Consider the following 20702-nt stretch of genomic DNA (forward strand, 5'->3'; position numbering starts at 1 on the left):
TGTGTTGCAGAGTCAAGGGTTACAGTCGGCCGACTTGGTCTGGGCGGCGGAAGTTGCCATGCGGAAGGGCTCCAGGTTCCAGTCCTTTTTCTTGTTGTAGTTGTCATGCAGACAGCTCACCTGCAATTGCATGCTGCCGGGCACACCTTCCTGCCAGCGCGGATCGCGTCCCTCCTGGCGGAACAACTCTGCATAGAGCTCCTGCGCGGTGACGCTACGGCCCAGAGTGGTTGGAATGACCTGCAGACCGAACAGCTCCTCGCCGGTCGCTGGATTGGTCAGGGGTTGGCCATTCTTGGTCAATACCGTCCATTGAGTGGACTGGATCAGCCTGCGCAGCGGATTGCAGTTGGCTTTCTGCATGTCGGTGGCGGACAGGGCAGGGCGCCAAGGCTCCAACTGCCACTCGCTATTGTCTGGATGACGTACCGCCAGGCACTGCAGTTGCGCGCGCATGCTGCCTTCATGGATTTCATCGTGTATCCACTGCGGGCTGTCACCATAGCGCGCCTCGAGCGCAGCGTAGATGGCGTCCGCATTTGCCGGGCTGAGTTTGACTCCGGGGTTGAGTTTCAGCAGTAGCGATTTCTCGGTTCGGCCCATTCCCAATTCTTCGGCGCCTCGATCCACCCAGTCGGCGGAGGCGATGAAGTCTGTCGCTTGAGCGGGTTCTGCCTCTGCCGGGGAAGCGCTCAAGACTACAACTTGATCTTTGGGCTCGTAGCTGAAGCGTTGTGCGGGGGGCTTGGTAAAGTCCATGCGCAGGATGGGCACCGCATAGCCTTGCTCGTAGAGTTTGCGCTGGAACGCCTGCGCAGGCTTCAGGCCGATCGTGGGTCTGGCTTTGCGCGTGTCGCCGCGGGTGTTGGCAACGAAGGTACTGTTGACGTCCCAGACGAAGGCATCGATGAATGGCGCGCGAGCGCTGCCATCATCCTTGGATTTTCCGGTCAGATCGTTGCGCAGGAGAAATTCGTTCAACGCCTCTTTGTAGGCGAAAGGATCTCGGTGTCTGGTACCGGGCGCTTCATGAACCTGAATCATTGCGTCCCAGTCTGAGGGCTGCTCGGCGTTCCATGAACATTGTTGCACCTGTATACGGTTGAGACTTGTCGGGGCCAGCAAAGGCGGTCGCACCCCGCTGTACTGGGTGCGCCACTGTGCGGCTGTATCGATGTTTCTCCGATCGCACGAGCCCCATGCCAAGTCTGCATTCTTGTTGGGTGGGTTGGTTGCCGAGCGTTCCTGGTAGCCCTCCGGTCGGGTGTTGGCCCAGGGTGTGCCGGCAACCGGCTGCTTCAAGGCGCCACAGCCCCATACCTGTCGATCTGGGCCTGTGAAGCCATCGAAGCTGTAGATGCACATGAAGCCTTGCTCCATCACCGGTGCTTTGAGTGCTCTGGAATCTTCCGGGGTACGCAGGATGAAGCCCGCGGGACGTATCAGCCGGTTGGTGCTCAGATCTCGGCGAATCCAGCTGAAGGATGTGGCGCCCGTCCTGATCGCGTATGGGCTGTAGTCCCAGGGATTGAACGGCCCGTCATCGACCATGCGCAACGTTACGCCGCTGCAATAGTAATGGCCTCGTGGCGCGCCGCCAGGCTCCTTGCAGGCATTGTCGAGGCGGTTGTAGTTGTCGTTGATGCGTTTGAGCGTGTTTTCTGGAGTATCGACCGCCACCGGCGCCGCCGTGAGTGCGGTCGATAAACCCAGGGAAAGTGCTGCCGTGAATGTGCGCAGGTACATGTTGACCTCGACTGTTTTGGTGGAGGTCCAACGTCTGCGAATTGCACAGCGGGCGTCTACTGGCAAAGTTGCTAGGCGGCCCGCTTGCGTTGCGGCTATCCAGCTGTGATTCAGACCCTGAATTGGCGCAGCAACTGCTCGAGCTCCTCGCTCAGGCGGGCCAGGGCGACACCGGCATCGCTGGATTGGCGCGCCGCCTCGGCGGTCTGTTGCGAAAGGCCCGCGGTGTCGAGCACGTTGCGGTTGATTTCCTCGACCACATGGGACTGCTGCAGGGTGGCGCTGGCGATCGAGGTGTTCAGCGCTGCCAGGGTATGCAGTGCCTGTTCGATGGCTGCAAGGCTGGTACCGGCTTCGCGGGCCTGTTCGACGGTCTGGCGCGATGCTTCGCTACTGGTGTCGATGGCCCGGACGGCGGCATCCGACTGGCCCTGCAGATGCTCGATCATGGTCTGGATCTCGGCAGTGGACTGCGCCGTGCGCTGGGCCAGCAGGCGTACCTCGTCGGCGACTACGGCAAAGCCGCGGCCCTGTTCGCCAGCACGCGCGGCCTCGATGGCGGCGTTGAGGGCCAGCAGGTTGGTCTGCTCGGCGATCGAGCGGATCACTTCCAGTACGCCACCAATCTTGGTGCTGTGCCCGGCCAGGTCGCGGATCACCCCCTGAGCCTGATCGATGGTCGCCGACAACCGGTCGATCTGCTGCAGGCTGCCATGGATCGCCTGCTGGCCCTGACCGACCTGCTGCTGCGCGGCACGCATTTCCACGGCCGCCTGCTCGGCGTTCTTCGCCACATCCTGCACCGCGTAGGTGACCTCGTTGACCGCCGTGGCCACCTGGTCCATCTGCAGCGATTGCTGGGCACTGTGCTGCTGGGCGCTGCCCGCGTTATCGCCGACGTGCCCGGCAGACTGGGCCAGGGCATGGGCTGTGCCCTGCAACTGGCCGACCACGCCCTGCAGCTTGCCGTTGAAGCGGTTGAAATACTCGCCCAGGTGGGTAATTTCGTCGCGTCCGTGGGTGTCCAGGCGGCGGGTCAGGTCGCTCTCGCCACTGGCGATGTTGCCCATGGCCTGCACCGCCTCGTGCAGCGGACGGGCGATGCTGCGGGCGATCAGCCACACCACCAGCCCCATCACCAGGGCAATGACCAGCCCGACCAGCGAGGCCTCGCGGACCTGGCGGGCGAATTCGTCCTGGACGTCGTCGACGTAGACTCCCGAGCCGATGATCCAGCCCCAGGGTTTGAACAGTTCTATATAGGAGGTCTTGGCCACCGGCTCGCTGGCGCCGGGCTTGGGCCAGCGGTAGTTGACCGGACCTGCGCCCTGGGCCTTGGCCAGGGTCACCATCTCGTTGAACACGGCAAAGCCGTCAGGATCGCGGATCGCCGACAGGTCCTGGCCATCGAGCTTGGCGTTGACCGGATGCATGACCATCTTCGGTTGCAGGTCGTTGATCCAGAAATAGTCATCCTTGTCGTAGCGCAGGCTGCGCACCACCTGCAGCGCCTGCTGCTGGGCGCTTTGCCGATCGAGGCTGCCAGCAGCCTCCAGCCCCTGGTAGTAGGCGAGCACGCCCACGGCAGTCTCGACCACGTGCTGGGTCTTCTGCGCCTTGGCCTGGTACAGGTCGCCATGGATCTGGCGCAGCATCAGCAGCCCCAGGACCAACAGCATGGCGACGGCCACGAGCAGGATCAGCCACAGACGACGGCTGATCGACATCGATCTCAAGGTCTTCATCAAAAGGTCACTCCATGTCTTGTTCTTTTTATATGAGCAGCATCCAAGCATGACCGGATGCCTGCAACCCAGTCGACCAACGGCTAAGTGCCGGGCTCGACAATCCATGTTGCATCCCGCGCAAGCCTTCGTGCAGGGCCTCTGATAGGATTTCGGCCGCGCAAGATGAAACCTTTAGCCGCGGCGCACTTTTTCGCTGGTGTTGTGACTAACGAAGGCTGTAAAACACGCGTCGCCGCGCGTGCGGTGAATATTTGTAATCGAAAAGAACTAGGATGCTGCCAGGAGCAGTGTCCATTGGGGGAGTTGATGGATTTTTGGAGTGCCTTCCAGGCAATCATCCTGGGTATCGTCGAGGGCTTGACCGAGTTCCTGCCGATTTCCAGCACTGGCCACCAGATCATCGTGGCCGACCTGATCGACTTTGGCGGCGAGCGCGCGATGGCGTTCAACATCATCATTCAGCTGGGCGCGATCCTGGCGGTGGTGTGGGAGTTTCGCAGCAAGATTTTCGAAGTGGTATTCGGCCTGTCGAGCCAGCCCAGGGCGCGGCGCTTCACGGCCAACCTGCTGATCGCCTTTCTGCCGGCGGTAGTGCTTGGCGTACTGTTCGCCGACCTGATCCACGAGTACCTGTTCAACCCGATCACCGTGGCGGTGGCGTTGGTGGTGGGTGGCTTCATCATGCTCTGGGCCGAGCGCCGCGATCACCGTATCGAGGTCGACCATGTCGATGACATGCGCTGGTCCCATGCCCTGAAGGTTGGCCTGGTGCAGTGCCTGGCGATGATCCCGGGGACCTCGCGTTCGGGCTCGACCATCATCGGCGGCCTGCTGTTCGGCCTGTCGCGCAAGGCCGCGACCGAGTTCTCGTTCTTCCTGGCGATGCCGACCATGGTCGGTGCCGCGGTGTATTCGGGCTACAAGTACCGCGACCTGTTCCAGCCGGCCGACCTGCCGGTGTTCGCTATCGGCTTCGTGGTGTCGTTCATCTTCGCCATGATCGCGGTGCGTGCGTTGCTCAAGTTCATCGCCAACCACAGCTACGCGGTCTTTGCCTGGTACCGCATTGCCTTCGGCCTGCTGATCCTGGCGACCTGGCAGTTCGGCTGGGTTGACTGGGCCACGGCGCACGGCTGATGGCACGTGGGCAAAGTGCCGGGCGGCGCGACGCTGGCCAGGCAGGCGAGGGCGTGCGCAACCTGCGCCTGAAGTTGCTGGTGCTGCTGGTCTTGTGCCTGCTACCGGGCGTGGGGGTGGCGCAGATGGCCTGGAGCGGCCAGTCCTGGCTGCCCCTGGCGCTGTATCCGGTGGCCAGCCTGGTCTGCCTGTTGCTGTATTGGCAGGACAAGCAGCAGGCCCGCACCCAGGCCTGGCGCACGCCAGAGAAAATCCTCCATGCCTGCGAGTTGCTCGGCGGTTGGCCGGGGGCCTTGCTGGCGCAGCAACTGTTCCGGCACAAGACCCGCAAGCTGTCGTACCAGATGGTGTTCTGGGCAATCGTCGCGTTGCACCAGGTGTTCTGGCTGGATCGCCTGGTGCTGGGTGGGCGCTGGCTGGGATTGATGGGCTGAGCGAGCGCCGCGCAATCCTCAATCCGCCAACAAGCCCACCTGCAAGCGCTTGGGCAAGCGTCGCACCACCAGTTGGTGCGAACGCTGCAGCAGCTCGGTCAACTCCTCTCGGCCCATGGGGTAGGGAGGCAGCATGCTGATCCAGCGCGCCCTTGCCAGATAAGGCGCCGGGCGTACGCCGGGACGGTCGCAATAACCGAGAAACAGCTCGTCGGCGACCTTGAACATCAAGCCTGCTCCCGGCAGGTCAAGCACGGCGAACATCTTGTTGCCGGCCACCGAGAACACCCGGAGTCCGCCCCATTTGTAATCCTCCCGCGCGCCGGGCAGGCTCAGGCAGAACGCTGCCACCTGCTCGGGGCTCATGCGTCGTTCAGACATAACGCTCTCCACAGGCCTCGAACGAGGTCGCCAGGTGGTCGATCCATACCCGCACTGCAGGCAACACACCCCGTCGGTGCGGATACACTGCCTGCAGGTAACCCCCTGGCAGTGACCATTCCGGCAGCAGGTGCACCAGTTCGCCGCGTTCCAGTTCTTCTTCGCAATAGTTGCTTGGCAGGGCGGTGAAGCCCAGGCCTGCGCGGGCCGAGGCCTTGCGCACAACGAAGTCATCGATGGTCAGGCGCGGTTCCAGGGCGATCTCCTGCTCCTCACCGCCCGGCCCGATGAGGCGAAAGTGCACCAGGCGATCGGCATCCGCTGCTCCCAGCACCGGCAGCCCCGCTAATTGCGACGGGTGCTCGAGCCCGTCGGCGAATCCAGGTGCTGCCACCAGGTACATCTGCGCCTGGCGCAGGCGGCGGGTGGCCAGGGCCGGGTCCTCGTCCCCCAGGTCGCGCACCCGCAGCGCCACATCGATACCTTCGGCGATCAGGTCGACACGGCGATTGAGCAGCACCATCTCCAGTTGGACCAGCGGGTACTGGGCGAGAAAGCGGCTGATGATGTCGGGTAAAAAGGCATGTGCCAGGGCTACCGGGCTAGATACCCGCAGGCGTCCACGCGGCTCGCTGGTCATGCTGGCGACGGCTTCGTCGGCCATCTCGGCCTCCAGCAGCATGGCCTGGCAGTGGTGCAGGTAACGTTCACCGACGGCGGTCAGCTTCAGTTGCCGGGTCGTGCGCTGCAGCAGGCGCGTGCCCAGGCGCTCCTCGAGTTCGGCGATACGCCGCGACAGGCGCGACTTGGGGATGCCCAACTGGCGTCCGGCGGCGGCGAAGCCACCGGCCTCGACCACTCGGGCGAAGTAGAAGAGGTCGTTGAGGTCTTGCATATGGATATCTCACTGTTCCATCAGTGGAACAAACTAACGCATTTTTGCCGACTAATCAGCTATTCGTCGCCTGTGTAGGATTCTCTCCATCGTGATCGCCCACCGCCGCGGTCTTCATTCACAGGAGAGTCCCATGAAACTGTTGCACATCGATTCGAGCATCCTGGGCGACAATTCCGCCTCCCGCCAGTTGAGCCGCGAAGTGGTCGATGCCTGGAAGGCCGCCGATCCTAGCGTCGAAGTCATCTACCGCGACCTTGCTGCCAATGCCATCAGCCACTTCTCGGCCGCGACCCTGGTTGCCGCCGGCACCCCCGAAGAAGCCCGTGACGCCGCCCTGGCCCACGAAGCCCGCCTGAGTGCCGAAACCCTGGCCGAATTCCTCGCCGCCGACGCCGTGGTCATCGGTGCTCCGATGTACAACTTCACCGTGCCCACCCAGCTCAAGGCCTGGATCGATCGCGTGGCCGTCGCCGGTCAGACCTTCCGCTACACCGAAGCGGGCCCGGAAGGCCTGTGCGGCGACAAGAAAGTCGTGCTGGTGTCCACTGCCGGTGGCCTGCACCAGGGCCAGCCAAGCGGTGTCGGCCATGAAGACTTCCTCAAGGTGTTCCTGGGCTTCATCGGCATCACCGACCTGGAAATCGTCCGCGCCCACGGCCTGGCGTATGGCCCCGAGCATCGCAGCAAGGCCATCGACGCTGCCCAGGCGCAGATTGCCAACGAGCTGTTCGCCGCAGCCTGATCGAACCCCGAAAAAGCCGGCTGTCGCCTTGTGCGACAGCCGGCTTTTTCATGGATGTTTCATCTGTCGTCCATCGCGTAGCTTCTATGCTTATGCTACTCGTCCGCCTCGAGGGGAGAGACGCTCGCGATGAAAACCCGTGCCCTGTTGACGTTGATCCTGCTCGGCGGCCTGCTGGCCCGTGCCGAGGCTTCACCTTGGGTGGCCGGCCTGCATCGCCTCACGCTTGCCGACCCGGTGGATGCCCAGCCCATGCAGGCCCTGGTGTTCTATCCCAGCAGCAGCCCGGCGCGGCCTACGCGCATCGAAGGCTACACCCTGCGGGTGGCCGAAGAGGCGCCGGTCGCCATGGGCCAGTTCCCGCTGCTGGTAGTCTCCCATGGCAATACCGGCACCCCGGTGGCGTTGCACGATCTGGCGACCTCGCTGGCCCGCCAGGGCTTCGTGGTGGTGGCCGTCACCCACCCGGGCGACAACCTTCGTGACCACAGTCGGCTGGGCAAGCTCAGCAACCTCTACGGCCGCCCCTTGCAGGTCAGCGCCGCGATCACCGCTGCCCGTGCGGATCACCTGCTCAGCCCCTACCTCAGCCAGGGCAAGGTTGGCGTGATCGGCTACTCGGCAGGCGGGGAGACCGCATTGATCCTGTCGGGCGCCCAGCCAGACCTTGAGCGACTGCGCAACTATTGCCTGGAACGGCCGATGGATGCCGATGCCTGCAAGACCCATGGCGTGTTGATCGCGGACCGCAGCGAGTTGACCCCGCAGTCCGACCCGCGTGTCGGTGCGGTGATGCTGATGGCGCCGTTGAGCCTGATGTTTGGCCGCCATGCCCTGGCCGGCGTGCATGTGCCCGCACTGATCTACAGCGGCGACCAGGACCAGTTGCTTGCAGTCGACCGCAACGCCAGCGCCCTGGCGCGCAAGTTGCCGGTCACGCCCGACTACCGTCTGTTGTCTGGCGCTGGGCATTTCGTGTTCATGGCACCCTGCGACGACGAACAGCGCCAGCGCATGGCGGTGTTGTGCAAGGATGCCGACGGCATCGACCGTCGCCAGGTGCACCGGGGCCTGCAGAGCGAGGCTGCGGCGTTTTTCAGCCAGGCGCTGGGAGCCCCGGAGCCCGCCGAGCGCTCAGCGGCGGTCGGCGCGGCGGGCCAGCAGCAGGACCAGGCCCACCCCTGACAGTGCCAGCAGCGCTGCCACGCAGAAGATCGACGCGTACCCCAGGTGCACGGCTACCGCGCCCATTACCGGGCCGGCCAGGCCCAATGCCAGGTCGAAGAACACCGCGTAGGCCCCGAGCCCCGCGCCCCGGCTGGTGCTGGGCACCTGCCTGATCGCCTCCACGCCCAGCGCCGGATACACCAGCGACAAGCCAAAGCCGGTGAGCCCCGCCCCAACCAAAGCCCATCCCGGTGCAGGCGCCAGCCACAGCAGGGTCAGCCCCAGCACTTCGGTGGCCATGCACGCGGTCGCCACGTTGTAGCCGCCGAAGCGGTTGACCGCGTTGACGAACAACAGCCGCGAGACGATGAAGCACAGGCCGAAGGCGCTCAGGCACCAGGCCGCGCCAACCCAGCCTTGCTCCAGGTAGTAGAGGGTGACGAAGGTGGTCAGGGTGCCGTAGCCGATCGACGCCAGTGTCAGCCCCATGCCGCAGGGTGCAACGCGGCCGAAGGCGGACCAGAAGGGCAGGCGCTCACCGCGCACCACTACTACGTCCGGGCGGCCGCGCAGCACCCACAGGGCCAGCAGCGCCATCACCAGCAAGGCCGGGCCGAGGGCAACGAAGCTCAGTTGGCCGACCATCACCACCCCGGCGGGCGCGCCGATGGCGATGGCGCCATAGGAGGCGATGCCGTTCCAGGAGATCACCCGGGCGGTGTGCTCGGCACCGACCTGGCCGATGCCCCAGCTCAGCGTGGCGACGCCGATCAGGCCTTGGGCGACCCCCAGCAGCACACGCCCGGCCAGCAGCAACGCCAGGCTCAGCGAGGGCAGGGCGAGGGACCAGGCCGACAGCAGGGTCAGCACGCCGCAACCGGCAATGCCATACAGCCCATAGCGAATCGCCTGCTTGCCGCCCAGGCTATCGGCCACGCGACCGGCGAAGGGCCTGCTGAGCAAGGTGGCGAGGTATTGCAAGCCGATGGTCAGGCCGGCGATCACCGCACCCATGCCCAACTGGTCGTGTACATGGCCGGGCAGCACCGCGATGGGCAGGCCGATGCACAGGAAGGCGACGAAGGTGTAGAAGACGATCGAAAGGATCTGCAGGGTCAGGGCGGTGGTGCTGACAGGCGTTGGGGCTGGGGCGGTCATGGCGGTGTTCGCGGGCGGGCGGTGCAGCAATCATGGCTGGCTGGAGGGATAAAAGAAAGCAGCCTAACGATTTTCCCACACGATTCCTGTGCTTGAACCGGTGCCTGAACCGGCGTACCGTCTCCTTCCGTTTCCGCCAAGGAGTGCTCCATGCAAGGCAAGGCCCGCAAGGTTGTCCAGGCCATTCTCTACGAAGTGATCGCCGTGGCGTGCGTGGCGCCTGCGCTGTCGCTGATGTTCGACGCCGGCATGGCCCATTCGACGATACTCTCGATCCTGATGTCGGGTATCGCCATGAGCTGGAACATGGGCTACAACTGGGCCTTCGAGCGCTGGGAAGCACGCCAGGCGCAGCGTACCCGTACCTGGTTCCGCCGCTTGCTGCATGCGCTGGGCTTCGAGGGTGGGCTGGTGCTGATCCTGCTGCCGCTGGTGGCGTTCTGGCTGGATATCAGCCTGTGGAGCGCGTTGCTCACCAATCTGGCCCTGTTCGTGTTCTTCTTCGTCTATGCCTTCGTCTTCCAGTGGGGCTTTGACAAGGTCTTCGACGTGCCGCTGTCGGCACAGCAACAGGCGCGTTGCTGAATGTTGACTTCCTACGGTTTGGCGGGATAAGTTCCTACTCCATGAATACCTACTCGCCTGTGCGCACCTTCGGCCTGATTATTATTACCGCCATTATCGGATTGGCGGGCTAGCGCGCACTGGCACCGAAACCCGCCCTGGAGGCGGGTTTTTTCTTCTCGACTCCTGGGCATCTGCAAACCCCAGGAGTCATCGATGAGCAATCTGAGCGTCAGCCCCCGTTCCCCCGTCACGCCCCAGCAACTGCTGTCGGAGCAGGTGCGGCGCATTCTTGCAGCGCCCGTGTACGACCTGGCCATCGAGACCCCGCTGCAGGCGGCCCCGGCGCTGTCGACCAGCCTCGGCAACCAGGTGCTGCTCAAGCGCGAAGACCTGCAACCGACCTTCTCGTTCAAGATTCGCGGTGCCTATACCCGGCTGTCGCGCCTGTCCCAGGTCCAGCGCGAGCGTGGCGTGATCACCGCTTCCGCCGGCAACCATGCCCAGGGCGTGGCGCTGGCCGCAGCGCACCTGGGCATGACGGCGACCATCGTCATGCCCACCACCACCCCTGAACTGAAGATCGCCGGTGTGCGCTCGCGCGGCGGCAACGTGGTGCTGCATGGCGAAAGCTTCCCCCATGCCTTGGCCCATGCGCTGCAACTGGCCGACCGCCAGGGAGCGACGTTCGTGCCGCCGTTCGACGATCCCGACGTGATCGCCGGGCAGGGCACCGTGGCCATGGAGATCCTGCGCCAGCACCCGGGCGCCCTGGATGCGATCTTCGTCCCGGTCGGTGGCGGAGGTTTGATCGCGGGGATCGCCGCCTACGTGAAGTACTTGCGTCCGCAGGTCAAGGTGATCGGTGTCGAGCCCGAGGACTCCAACTGCCTGCAGGCCGCGCTGGCCGCTGGCGAGCGAGTGGTACTGGCGCAGGTCGGGACCTTTGCCGACGGCGTGGCGGTGGCCCAGGTCGGTGCCCATTGCTTCGAGTTGTGCCGGCATTTCGTCGACGAAGTGATCACCGTCAGCAGCGATGAGCTGTGCGCGGCGATCAAGGACATCTACGACGATACTCGCTCGATCACCGAACCATCCGGCGCGCTGGCCGTGGCCGGGATCAAGAAGTACGTGGCGCGAGACGCCGTCCGTGGGCAGACCCTGGTCGCCATCGACTCCGGGGCCAACATCAATTTCGACCGCCTGCGCCATGTGGCCGAGCGTGCCGAACTCGGTGAGCAGCGTGAGGCGGTGATCGCGGTCACCATCCCTGAGCGGCCGGGGAGCTTTCGCGCGTTCTGCCAGGCCCTGGGCAAGCGCCAGGTGACCGAGTTCAACTACCGCTACCACCCTGGCAAGGAAGCCCGGCTGTTCGTCGGCGTGCAAACCCATCCGCAGCACGACCCGCGCGAGGGCCTGCTGGACAGCTTGCGGGCGCAGGGCTATGAGGTACTCGACCTGACCGACAACGAACTGGCCAAGCTGCATGTGCGCCACACTGTCGGCGGCCATGCTGCGCCGAGCGCCGACGAGCGGGTGCTGCGCTTCGAGTTCCCCGAACGCCCAGGTGCGTTGCTGGGCTTTCTCGAGCGCCTGGGCCAGAACTGGAACATCAGTCTGTTCCACTACCGTAACCATGGCGCTGCCGAGGCACGGGTATTCGCTGCGCTGGAGGTGCCAGCCGACGAGCAGGCCCTCATGCCCCAGGCGCTGCAGGCCATGGGTTATCGCTATTGGGATGAGACGGACAATCCGGCGTATCGGTTGTTTCTGGGGTAAACGAGTGCCGCTCATCGCGGATTGCCTGCGATGTCGACCGTTCAGTCACGGCGGCTTGCCCTGGATCAACATTCGTCCAGCAGTTAGGGCAGATCCTCGAGGGTAGACAGACAACAACCTGAGAGGATCTCGGCCATGAGCAGCACCTTCTTCATTCCACCCGTCAACATCATGGGCCTCGATTGCCTGGACGAAGCCATGGCGGCGATTGCCGGCTACGGCTTGCGCAAGGCGTTGATCGTGACTGACGAAGGCCTGTCCAAGGCTGGGGTCGCCAAGCGCATCGCTGGGCTACTGGCCGAGCGCGACATCGACTCGGCGATCTACGACGGCGCCAAGCCCAACCCGAGCATCGCCAACGTCGAGGCGGGCCTGGCACTGTTGCAGCGCGAACGCTGCGATTGTGTGATCTCGCTCGGTGGCGGCTCGCCCCATGACTGCGCCAAGGGCATCGCCCTGTGCGCAACCAACGGCGGGCATATTCGCGACTACGAAGGCGTGGACCGTTCGGCCAAGCCGCAATTGCCACTGATCGCCATCAACACCACGGCCGGTACGGCCAGCGAGATGACCCGTTTCTGCATCATCACCGACGAATCGCGCCACGTGAAAATGGCCATCGTCGACCGCAATGTCACGCCGATCCTGTCGGTCAACGACCCGGCACTGATGGTCGGCATGCCCAAGGGCCTGACCGCCGCCACCGGCATGGATGCGCTGACCCACGCCATCGAGGCGTATGTCTCCACGGCCGCCAACCCGATCACCGACGCCTGTGCACTCAAGGCCATCACCTTGATCAACGACAACCTGCGCCAGGCGGTTGCCGACGGCCAGGACTTGCAAGCCCGGGAGAACATGGCGTACGCCCAGTTCCTCGCCGGCATGGCCTTCAACAATGCTTCGCTGGGTTATGTACATGCCATGGCGCATCAGCTCGGTGGCTACTACGACCTGCCGCATGGGGTCTGCAACGCGGTGTTGCTGCCGCATGTGCAACGCTTCAATGCCCAGGTCAGCGCCGCGCGTCTGCGCGATGTGGCCAAGGCCATGGGCGTGAAGGTGTGTGGGCTGACGGCAGAGCAGGGCGCGGGGGCGGCGATTTCGGCGATCGAGCATCTGGCCGTGGCGGTAGGGATCCCTTCCGGCCTGGCAGAGCTGGGGGCCAAGCGCGAAGATGTGCCGGTGTTGGCGGCCAATGCGTTGAAGGATGCCTGTGGGCTGACCAATCCGCGCACTGCCAGCCAGGGGGAGATCGAAGCGATTTTCGAGGCGGCGTTCTAGTTGATTCAAGGAACAGACGGCCTTGGCAAGCAGCACAAGGCCGTGCTTCAGCGCTCACGCATGAAGAACCCCGCCACGTACTTGCGGAAGGTTTCCGGGCTCTTGAAGTCTGCGTAGCGCTTGAAGTTTTCCGTGTCGGGCTCCGGGCCGAGCGGCTTTTCCAGCAGCGACACCGACAGCACGCGGTCCTGGTCGGAAGTCAGTACCAGCTCGTCCATCACCTCGCCGCCGATCACCGGGCGGCGCATCAGCACTTTGACCCCCTTGCCCGCCATCCAGTCGATCAGCGAGACCAGGGCTTTCAGCGGTTCGCGCTCCTCGTCACGGTATACCGGGAACAAGTGCGCACGTGAGAGCACCGGTACGCTGGCGACATGGATCAGTTCGTAGTAGTGGCTGCCGGCAGTGGCGGGCGAGTACAGCGCCAAGGCCAGCAGCGGGCCGCCGGTCTTGCTACCGCCCCAGAGCAAGTGATGGCCCTGGAAATCGAAACCGTCCTCGCTGCGGGCGTTAAGCACCTTGCGACCCTTGATCTGCTCGACGCAGTCCAGCAGCAGACCGTGGCGGCGGTGGTTGCCGAATACGCTGGATTCACGCAGGCGCGCCTTGAGCATCATCATGTGCTTCATGTCCAGGCGTGTTTCCAGGTAGTTGCTCGCCGGGACTCGCTCGAGCAGCGGATAGCGACCAGCGACGCCGCGCAGTTCGGCGAACTGGGCGGTCAGGTCCTTTTTCAGGTGCGTGGCGTAGACGTTCAGGCCGCTGGCTTCGATCCAGGTCAGCAGCAGCGACAACAGGCGCTGTTGCTCGCGGCGCTCACCGGTTTCCCCGCCGGTTCCGTTACCCGCGTTGTCACGGCGAAAATCGCCGAGCAGACGCAGCGGCGTGTCGGGTGGCAGCCAGGCGGCGGGCGGCGGTACGTCCTCGCTGCGCTCCATGGCTTCGCGCTCGTCCTTGGTGAAAGGGCAGCCGGGAGCATGCTCCGGGGTGTCGGGGTTATTGCGCAGGAACAAGGTGCCGGTGTTGCCGTTGAGGCTGACATTGAGCACCGGCAGGGCATCCTTGCGGCAATCGCAGGCCAGCCATTGGTTGGCGCTGCGCACCTTCATCAGCCACTGGTTGGCTTGCAGCAGGCGCGGGCCAACCAGCGTGGCACTGGCAAACCCGACCAGCAGTTCTTCTTCGGCCGGGGTGAGGGTGCGCACCTGCGCGCCGTTCTTTTCGATGATTCGCATTCAATAGCAGCTCCGAGCTACAAGCCTCAAGCTTCAAGCAAAGCCGCGGCGCTTTCAACTTCAAGCGTGCGGCTTGCGACTCGTCGCCCGTTCAGTTGCCGCCGAACAGCTTGGCCGCGCGGGCGCGGATCTCTTCGGGGCTCAAGTCTTCCTTGTGGGTGGACACGAACCAGAGGTTGCCGAACGGGTCTTTCAAGGTACCGCTGCGATCGCCGTAGAACTGGTCCTGTACCTCTCGCAGTGGCGTGGCGCCGGCAGCGACGGCCTGGGCATAGACCGCGTTGCAGTCCTCGACGTACAGGTGCAAGCCGATGGCTGCACCGGGCAGCGACTGGCTGGCGGTGAGGCCACCTTCCATGTCGCAGGGATCGGCGAGCATCAGCGAGGAGTCGCCGATTTTCAGCTCGGCATGACCGACGCGACCGTCGGGGCCATCGAGGCGAAACATCTCGACGGCGCCGAAGGCTTGCTTGTAGAAGGCGATGGCCTTGGCGGCATCCTTGATACCCAGGTAGGGCGTGATGCTGTGCTGGCCTTCGGGTATGGGTTTGGCTGGCATTGCGCATACCTCCTGTGGAAGGTGGTCATTCGTCGAAACTGTATATTTGTACAGTTTCGACGAATGCGCAAATGCCGTTTTCCGATTAAGCGGCCGCTGGCTAGAAGATGTAGTCGGTGGTCAGGAAGCTGGACTGGCGATTGCGAATGATCTCGCTGATCAGCGTCTTGTTGGACTCTTGGAACTTGGTGGCCACCAGGGTACGGATCGAGAATACCCGCAGCGCGTCATGCACCGACAAGGTCCCTTCGGCGCTGTTCTTGCGGCCGTTGAACGGATAGGTGTCCGGGCCGCGCTGGCACTGGGCGTTGAGGTTGATGCGCCCGACCTGGTTGGCGAAGGTATCGACCAGCGCACCGACGGTCTGCGGGTCGTTGCCGAACAGGCTCAGTTGCTGGCCGTAGTCGGAGTCGAGCACATAGTCGATCACCGTCTGCAGGTCGCGGTAGGGCACCACCGGCACCAGCGGGCCGAACTGCTCTTCGTGATAGACGCGCATCGACGGCGCCACCGGGTACAGCAGGGCGGGGTAGAAGAACGACCCCCGGCTCTGGCCGCCCCCCGGGTTGAGGATCTTCGCGCCGTGCGCCTGCGCGTCGGCGACCAGGCCATCGAGGTAGTCGACCTTGCCCGGCTCCGGCAGCGGCGTCAGTGCAACGCCGGGCTCCCAGGGCATGCCTGGCTTGAGTGCCGCCAGCTTGCGCTGGAATTTCTCGAGGAACGGCTCGACCACATCCTCGTGCACGAACAGGATCTTCAGTGCCGTGCAGCGCTGGCCGTTGAACGACAGGGCGCCGGTCAAGGCTTCATCGACTGCGTTGTCCAGGTCCACCTCGGGCAGCACGATCCCCGGATTCTTGGCATCCAGGCCCAGCGCCGCCCGCAGTCGATGGGGGCGCGGATGGAGCTTTTTCAGGTCGCTGGCGGCCTTGTGCGTGCCGATGAAGGCGAACACATCGACCTTGCCGCTGGCCATCAGCGCGCTGACCGTCTCGCGGCCGCGACCATAGATGACGTTGATCACCCCTGGCGGGAAGCTGTCGCGGAAGGCTTCGAGCAGTGGGCGGATCAGCAGCACACCGAACTTCGCTGGCTTGAATACCACGGTGTTGCCCATGATCAGCGCCGGGATCAACGTGGTGAAGGTCTCGTTGAGCGGATAGTTGTACGGCCCCATGCACAGCGCCACGCCCAGTGGTGCGCGGCGGATCTGGCCGAGTGTGCCCTGTTCCAGCTCGAAGCGGCTGGAACGTCGATCCAGGTCCTTGAGGGCGTTGATGGTATCGACGATGTAGTCGCAGGTGCGGTCGAACTCCTTTTCCGAGTCTTTGAGGTTCTTGCCGATCTCCCACATCAGCAGCTTGACCACGGCGCTGCGTTGTTCGCGCATGCGCGCCAGGAAGGCTTCGACATGCTGGATACGTTCGGCCACACGCATGTTCGGCCACACGCCGCGGCCCTTGTCGTAGGCTTGCACCGCGGCATCGAGGGCGGTGAGGGCGGTGTCGGCGTCGAGCAGCGGCGCGCTGCCGAGGATGACCTGACGCTCCTGATCGCCTTCCTTGAGCCACACCGGGCTACGCACCGTGGCCAGCGGCCCGTCCCAGCGCCTGAGCTGCCCTGCCACCAGATAGTCGCGTTGCTCCAGCGGCTCGCCCAGGCGCCAGGCCTCGGGGATGTCTTCTGGGTTGGGAAACAGCGAATCGAGCAGACGGTCCATGGGTACTGCACCTCACTTTTAGCTGATCAGGTGAAACGCTTCAGCCGAGCATGCACCTGCTGTCGGAAATATTCCAGTCTGGTTGAAGTGCGATGATTCGCCATCGCCAAGCCGTCGGCACCCGACAGGCGCCGACGGGTGGCCACGGTGTCTACTCTTCTGGTGACGGCGGCTCAGGCGACTCGGCGAGCTCGGCTTCGGGCGCCGGTGGGAACGGCAGTTCCAGCAACTGCTCGGCCCCCGCGGCAATCGCTTGCTCGCCCAATACCGCGTCTTGATCCATCAGGTGAAGGCGTCGCCAGATTTCCGTGAGGTTCGCCTCGGGGGCCGCATTGAACTGATCATCCTCGATCAGCGTCCTCAGGTCCCTGCGGTACTGGAGGGGCAGGCGATTCCAGACGCTGAAGTCTTCGTCGCTGGCCGTGGACAGCAAGGCTTCGTATTCATGCTCGGCGACCATCAGGTCTACGCCGAAACGCACATAGTAGGCATTGAGCTGCGCAATCATGCCGTCGTCCATGTGTTGGCTTTCCAGCCGCATGACCATAGCGAGCGGACGCGGCAGAGGTTGCGGCTGTGGCAGTTCGGTGAAACGGTTTTCGCCCAGATTGACGATGTGCGGGTTGCGCATGTTCGCCAGGCCAGCGGGCATTTCGCTCAGTTCGCAATTGCCGAGCAGCAGCGATTCCAGGTTGGGCAGGGCTTCCAGAGCAGGGCTTGCCTGCAGCGGATTGTTGGTGAGGTCCAGGGTCCTGAGGTTGACCATCTGGTTCAGCCTTTGTTGTGCCTGTTCGTTCCAGATCAGGTTGTTTTCCTCCAGATCCAGCAGGCGTAGCGTTTGCGGGTTGCGCAGTTGCGGAAAGTGTTGCAGCGAGCACGCTTCCAGGCTCAGCGTGTGCAGATTGGGCAGGCGTTCGAGCAACGAAGCGGGAAGGGTGCTGATTTGCGGGTTGCGGGCCAGGTCAAGAAGCTGGACATGCGGGAAGTGGTGGGGGAGTTCCAGGCTGGCGAGGTCGGCGTCGGTGAGATCGAGGTCGGCCAGCTCCAGTGAAAACAGCCACTGTTCGCCCAGCGCTTGTCGACTCATGCCGCGCCAGCTGTTCAGCAGTCGCGTCATGGCCTGGGTTCGGGCAGGTGAGCCCTCGGCCCAGGCAGCGAAGTTGGCCGTCACTACTTGGTACTGCGCGTTCAGAGACGCCACGGCCTGATCCGGGCTCACTCCTTGCTCGCGACTCGCGGCAAAGAAGGCTTCGACGCCTTCGTCGTTCATGGCGGGGTAGATCTGCTGCACCTGGCGGTAAAGCGCCCGGTCGATCGGTTCAGGAGGTGGCGCAGGGACGACTGCCGGCTCAGGCTCGATCCCGGGTGCAGGGTTCGGATCCATCGGCGTTCCTCCACGAAGCCCCTGTTGCCTTAACCAGGCGAAGTCGCCGAATGGGCGCAGTTGCCGGGCCCAGGCCTGGCGGTCGGCGTCGACCAGGGCTGTCAGGCGCGCTCGCAGGCTGTCACCGGTGCTGGCCTCAAGCGCCAGCGCCGCACGCTCATTGGCTGACAGTATTTTCACCGCAGCCTGGCACAGATCGGCAGTGGCGGGTGTGGGGGCGGGGCGCTCGCCCAGATAGGGCTCGTACCCCTGAGCAGACTTGATGATGACCCGCAAGCGCGTAGCGTAGCGGCGGCCAGCTGCGGCTAAGGTAGGCCCATGGGGACTGTCTGCGCGCAGCTCGATGCGCACATCCTGTGGCCAGCCTTTGAGCGCGGTCATGGCTTTGAGCGCAAGGCGTTCGCTGTGCGCGCTGGCCAGCTCGGGCAGGTACAGGCCTTCGAGGCCGCGGACAACCGGCAGCTGCGCCTCGAGGCCCTGCGCAAGTCTGGCCAGGCGTGCGGGGAGGACCTGACCTGTGCTCCAGGCCGCTTGTTCGGTCGTGGTCATCGAGCCGAGCAGGCGCCTGCACAATGGCGCACCGAGTCTGGGGTAGTCCTGCAGCATCCGCGCTTCGTCGACATGGGCCGGCACACTGGCCTCGTAGCTTTCGGCGAACAGCCTGTCACGTTCGACGGCGCTCGCTGTCGGATAGTGTTGCCCCACCTGCCGTTGCACGCGCAGGCGTGCCAAGGTGTCGGCCAGCAGCGGTGGGGTCTTGGCGTGGGTCAGGTGTACCTGGCGCAGCTGTGCTTCGTCCATGCCGCTGATGCGTGCTGCCTGCTCCAGTTGCGCCGGGGTGAAGGCTTCGAGACGGCTGTCCAGGCGCCTCACCAGTGTCGCCAGTGGCCAGTCGCGTGGTTGTTCGTGCTCGGCGCGCCAGGCGCCTTCGTCATTGTGCTCCAGCAGCGGCTGGTAGGCCTCAGGATCATCAGGATGAACGAGCCGCCAGCGCTGCAACTGTGCGTCGAAGCGCCGCAGATATCGGTGGCCGTCCATGTGCAAGGACTCCGGCGTGGTCTCGGAGGCCTGGACACGGTAGGGCGTCAGGTCGCCGCGCCAGAGGCGTTGGCTGCCATCGGCGCGGGTGATCGGATCGAGGCTCTCGAGCAACGGTGTGCGGGTAAGCGTGCGTACCACCTGCCCGCCGACATACAGCCCGGCGATCATTGCCAGGTTGAGGCCTACCACTTTCAGGTGCTGGAATGCCTCGTCGCGATCACCGACATCCCAGGCCTCGTAGCCTTCGTAGACTTCATGCAGTAGTTGGCAGGCCGTTACCGCGACCATCAGTACACCCACTGCGGGGATGAACATGCCGATGGTCATCAGGGCATTCAAGCCCAGGCTCTCCCACATCTGCAGGCGCTTCTTGCGCGCCTGCTCGTCGGCTTGGGCCGTGGGCACGGCGAACAGCATTGCCTCGGCCTTGAGCCAGGCGAGATGGTCGGTGTACAGGAAGTCGAACAGCGGTCCTTCGATATCGTGCCGCTCCAGGTGCAGATCGGCGCCATCAGGCAGTGCCCAGGCCTGATCATAGCCCGCGTGCGCATCGCTGCTGAGGTTCTGCCGGGCACGATCGAGGAACTGCAGGCGTTCCTCGCTGGCGATGAGCGCCAGGCAGCGTTTGCGAAAGACGGGGTCGCAAAGGTCGGTCTGCAATTGCGCGGCCAGTGCCTGGTCACTGCTGAAGGCTTGGACGGCGGCCTCCTGACCCGGGAGATACAGCAGTAGTCCGACGTCACCGGCATCGATCAGCAGGGCCTCGTGCAGCGTCACGCCGAACACTTGCAACTGTTGGCAAGGCAGGGCCGATCCGTCATCGAGCAACTGCTGGATGCAATCTCGTGCGTTGCCGCCGATCCGATGCTGCAGCCGCGCCAGGTCTGCCGCCAGTTGCAGGTTGCTCTGGTAGAGCCTGATCGCGGCAGGGCGGACATTGGGCGGGCTGAACCTGGCTTGCAGGTGTTCCTGGTAGCGCTGGCCCAGGTCGAGATTGCGGCAGGTGCTGGCGAACGCCGCGGGTGAAAGCGGCAACGCCTTGATACTGAAGGCTTTGGAGGCCAGGGGGTAGGGCACTCGGGTTTCGCTGTCACCGAGGGTGGTGGTGCCCGTCACCGTGATGTCGGTGATCTCGGTATCACCCTTCAGGGCCAGTGCGCTCTTGATGTTGAAACTGACGTCATCGGCGAAGTTGTGCAGGGCAGCTTCGAGCAACGTGCGACGCTCGTAGGTGCTCACGTAGACCTCATGGGTGTAACGGTCATGCACATGGATCAGCTCCGCTGTGCGCAGCGGGGCCTGGAACCCGTGCTCGGCTTTCAATTGCGCGGCGAGCAGTGGCTCGGCGAATTCGTCGATCTGCTGGAGGCCCTTGAGCGTCCGGGCCAGGCGCTGCTGCGCCGTGGCCAACTGCGCCTGGCTGGCCAGCACGGCCTCGCGCAGTTCGGGCAAGGCGTTTTCGAAGCCGTCGGCGTGCTGCCCTGGCAGGCCCTGCAGAGGCAGGGTGCTGGCGCGCAAGGTTTGCCATTGTTCTTCACTGAGTCTTGACGCCCATGAAGGCAAGCGCTGGGTGATGAGGTGCTGGTGGGTGGAGGGGAGAGTTGAAGGCATGGCTGTCGCTCCTGTTGTGGAACGCGACAGCTGACGCCATCGATGGATGGCGTAGGCGGTAAATAGATGGGGCTTGATTATGGAGCTTGAAGATCGCCAGGAAACCAGAGGTGA

Annotated in this window: 16 protein-coding genes and 1 pseudogene; 7 read left to right on the forward strand and 10 right to left on the reverse strand. The window is 64.2% G+C overall.

Annotation, left to right across the window (positions count from 1 at the left end):
- Positions 1 to 12: 12 nt before the first annotated feature.
- From VA602_RS19820 to VA602_RS26850, 3 genes and pseudogenes are all read right to left on the reverse strand, one after another.
- Entirely contained in the window at positions 13 to 1746 is a 1734-nt protein-coding gene (locus VA602_RS19820; RefSeq protein WP_323454071.1) for a DUF2599 domain-containing protein, read from the reverse strand.
- A gap of 110 nt (positions 1747 to 1856) precedes the next feature.
- Positions 1857 to 2591: a methyl-accepting chemotaxis protein gene (locus VA602_RS26845; protein ID WP_370671098.1), complete on the reverse strand. Its 735-nt coding sequence runs from the start codon at positions 2589 to 2591 to the stop codon at positions 1857 to 1859.
- Between the two features lie 138 nt (positions 2592 to 2729).
- Positions 2730 to 3599: pseudogene (locus VA602_RS26850) on the reverse strand (cache domain-containing protein); the annotation flags it as partial.
- Positions 3600 to 3800: 201 nt separating this feature from the next.
- On the opposite strand from VA602_RS26850, the gene VA602_RS19830 reads away from it, so the two are divergent.
- Positions 3801 to 4631: an undecaprenyl-diphosphate phosphatase gene (locus tag VA602_RS19830; protein WP_054893935.1), complete on the forward strand. Its 831-nt coding sequence runs from the start codon at positions 3801 to 3803 to the stop codon at positions 4629 to 4631.
- Complete coding sequence (locus tag VA602_RS19835; protein WP_323454073.1) at positions 4631 to 5065, forward strand: DUF1294 domain-containing protein; 435 nt, start codon at positions 4631 to 4633, stop codon at positions 5063 to 5065. The genes VA602_RS19830 and VA602_RS19835 overlap by 1 nt, the downstream gene beginning before the upstream one ends.
- 18 nt (positions 5066 to 5083) lie before the next feature.
- Here VA602_RS19835 and VA602_RS19840 read toward each other — a convergent pair whose 3' ends face one another.
- Complete coding sequence (locus tag VA602_RS19840) at positions 5084 to 5446, reverse strand: MmcQ/YjbR family DNA-binding protein (protein ID WP_323454074.1); 363 nt, start codon at positions 5444 to 5446, stop codon at positions 5084 to 5086.
- Positions 5439 to 6341: a LysR substrate-binding domain-containing protein gene (locus VA602_RS19845; RefSeq protein ID WP_323454075.1), complete on the reverse strand. Its 903-nt coding sequence runs from the start codon at positions 6339 to 6341 to the stop codon at positions 5439 to 5441. Before VA602_RS19845 ends, VA602_RS19840 begins: the two co-directional genes overlap by 8 nt.
- A gap of 133 nt (positions 6342 to 6474) precedes the next feature.
- Between VA602_RS19845 and VA602_RS19850 the strand changes: the two genes are divergently transcribed.
- Positions 6475 to 7086, forward strand: coding sequence for an FMN-dependent NADH-azoreductase (locus tag VA602_RS19850; RefSeq protein ID WP_323454076.1), 612 nt, complete (start codon positions 6475 to 6477; stop codon positions 7084 to 7086).
- A 129-nt stretch (positions 7087 to 7215) separates the two neighbouring features.
- Positions 7216 to 8271, forward strand: coding sequence for an alpha/beta hydrolase family protein (locus VA602_RS19855; protein WP_323454077.1), 1056 nt, complete (start codon positions 7216 to 7218; stop codon positions 8269 to 8271).
- Here VA602_RS19855 and VA602_RS19860 read toward each other — a convergent pair.
- Positions 8221 to 9411 carry an MFS transporter gene (locus tag VA602_RS19860; protein WP_323454078.1) on the reverse strand — a complete coding sequence of 397 codons (1191 nt, stop codon included), beginning with the start codon at positions 9409 to 9411 and terminating at the stop codon, positions 8221 to 8223. The genes VA602_RS19855 and VA602_RS19860 overlap by 51 nt on opposite strands.
- Positions 9412 to 9561: 150 nt before the next feature.
- On the opposite strand from VA602_RS19860, the gene VA602_RS19865 reads away from it, so the two are divergent.
- The 3 genes from VA602_RS19865 to yiaY all read left to right on the forward strand — a co-directional run bounded on the left by VA602_RS19865 (position 9562) and on the right by yiaY (position 13038).
- Positions 9562 to 9996: a PACE efflux transporter gene (locus VA602_RS19865; protein WP_054893942.1), complete on the forward strand. Its 435-nt coding sequence runs from the start codon at positions 9562 to 9564 to the stop codon at positions 9994 to 9996.
- A gap of 195 nt (positions 9997 to 10191) precedes the next feature.
- A complete protein-coding gene (gene ilvA / locus VA602_RS19870; protein ID WP_065863476.1) occupies positions 10192 to 11754 on the forward strand; it encodes a threonine ammonia-lyase, biosynthetic in 1563 nt (520 codons plus the stop codon).
- 135 nt (positions 11755 to 11889) lie between these two features.
- Complete coding sequence (yiaY, locus tag VA602_RS19875) at positions 11890 to 13038, forward strand: L-threonine dehydrogenase (RefSeq protein ID WP_323454079.1); 1149 nt, start codon at positions 11890 to 11892, stop codon at positions 13036 to 13038.
- A gap of 47 nt (positions 13039 to 13085) precedes the next feature.
- Here yiaY and VA602_RS19880 read toward each other — a convergent pair whose 3' ends face one another.
- The 4 genes from VA602_RS19880 to VA602_RS19895 all read right to left on the reverse strand — a co-directional run bounded on the left by VA602_RS19880 (position 13086) and on the right by VA602_RS19895 (position 20588).
- Positions 13086 to 14273 carry a hypothetical protein gene (locus VA602_RS19880; protein WP_323454080.1) on the reverse strand — a complete coding sequence of 396 codons (1188 nt, stop codon included), beginning with the start codon at positions 14271 to 14273 and terminating at the stop codon, positions 13086 to 13088.
- A gap of 91 nt (positions 14274 to 14364) precedes the next feature.
- Positions 14365 to 14832 carry a VOC family protein gene (locus VA602_RS19885; RefSeq protein ID WP_323454081.1) on the reverse strand — a complete coding sequence of 156 codons (468 nt, stop codon included), beginning with the start codon at positions 14830 to 14832 and terminating at the stop codon, positions 14365 to 14367.
- Between the two features lie 100 nt (positions 14833 to 14932).
- Positions 14933 to 16552, reverse strand: a complete 1620-nt coding sequence (locus VA602_RS19890) for an NADP-dependent glyceraldehyde-3-phosphate dehydrogenase (RefSeq protein ID WP_323454082.1) — start codon at positions 16550 to 16552, stop codon at positions 14933 to 14935.
- Positions 16553 to 16703: 151 nt separating this feature from the next.
- Positions 16704 to 20588 carry a leucine-rich repeat domain-containing protein gene (locus VA602_RS19895; RefSeq protein WP_323454083.1) on the reverse strand — a complete coding sequence of 1295 codons (3885 nt, stop codon included), beginning with the start codon at positions 20586 to 20588 and terminating at the stop codon, positions 16704 to 16706.
- Between the last annotated feature and the right edge of the window lie 114 nt (positions 20589 to 20702).

Origin of the sequence: Pseudomonas machongensis (genome assembly GCF_034961125.1) — a bacterium.
GTDB classification, from domain to species: Bacteria; Pseudomonadota; Gammaproteobacteria; order Pseudomonadales; family Pseudomonadaceae; genus Aquipseudomonas; species Aquipseudomonas machongensis.

Excerpts from the sequence above, each read along its gene's own strand:
- VA602_RS26845 (WP_370671098.1), bottom strand. The coding sequence starts at position 2,591 with ATGGACCAGGTGGCCACGGCGGTCAACGAGGTCACCTACGCGGTGCAG.
- VA602_RS19860 (WP_323454078.1), bottom strand. The coding sequence starts at position 9,411 with ATGACCGCCCCAGCCCCAACGCCTGTCAGCACCACCGCCCTGACCCTG.
- VA602_RS19885 (WP_323454081.1), bottom strand. The coding sequence starts at position 14,832 with ATGCCAGCCAAACCCATACCCGAAGGCCAGCACAGCATCACGCCCTAC.
- yiaY (WP_323454079.1), top strand. The coding sequence starts at position 11,890 with ATGAGCAGCACCTTCTTCATTCCACCCGTCAACATCATGGGCCTCGAT.
- VA602_RS19880 (WP_323454080.1), bottom strand. The coding sequence starts at position 14,273 with ATGCGAATCATCGAAAAGAACGGCGCGCAGGTGCGCACCCTCACCCCG.
- VA602_RS19865 (WP_054893942.1), top strand. The coding sequence starts at position 9,562 with ATGCAAGGCAAGGCCCGCAAGGTTGTCCAGGCCATTCTCTACGAAGTG.
- VA602_RS19895 (WP_323454083.1), bottom strand. The coding sequence starts at position 20,588 with ATGCCTTCAACTCTCCCCTCCACCCACCAGCACCTCATCACCCAGCGC.
- ilvA (WP_065863476.1), top strand. The coding sequence starts at position 10,192 with ATGAGCAATCTGAGCGTCAGCCCCCGTTCCCCCGTCACGCCCCAGCAA.
- VA602_RS19890 (WP_323454082.1), bottom strand. The coding sequence starts at position 16,552 with ATGGACCGTCTGCTCGATTCGCTGTTTCCCAACCCAGAAGACATCCCC.
- VA602_RS19845 (WP_323454075.1), bottom strand. The coding sequence starts at position 6,341 with ATGCAAGACCTCAACGACCTCTTCTACTTCGCCCGAGTGGTCGAGGCC.
- VA602_RS19835 (WP_323454073.1), top strand. The coding sequence starts at position 4,631 with ATGGCACGTGGGCAAAGTGCCGGGCGGCGCGACGCTGGCCAGGCAGGC.
- VA602_RS19855 (WP_323454077.1), top strand. The coding sequence starts at position 7,216 with ATGAAAACCCGTGCCCTGTTGACGTTGATCCTGCTCGGCGGCCTGCTG.
- VA602_RS19820 (WP_323454071.1), bottom strand. The coding sequence starts at position 1,746 with ATGTACCTGCGCACATTCACGGCAGCACTTTCCCTGGGTTTATCGACC.
- VA602_RS19840 (WP_323454074.1), bottom strand. The coding sequence starts at position 5,446 with ATGTCTGAACGACGCATGAGCCCCGAGCAGGTGGCAGCGTTCTGCCTG.
- VA602_RS19830 (WP_054893935.1), top strand. The coding sequence starts at position 3,801 with ATGGATTTTTGGAGTGCCTTCCAGGCAATCATCCTGGGTATCGTCGAG.
- VA602_RS19850 (WP_323454076.1), top strand. The coding sequence starts at position 6,475 with ATGAAACTGTTGCACATCGATTCGAGCATCCTGGGCGACAATTCCGCC.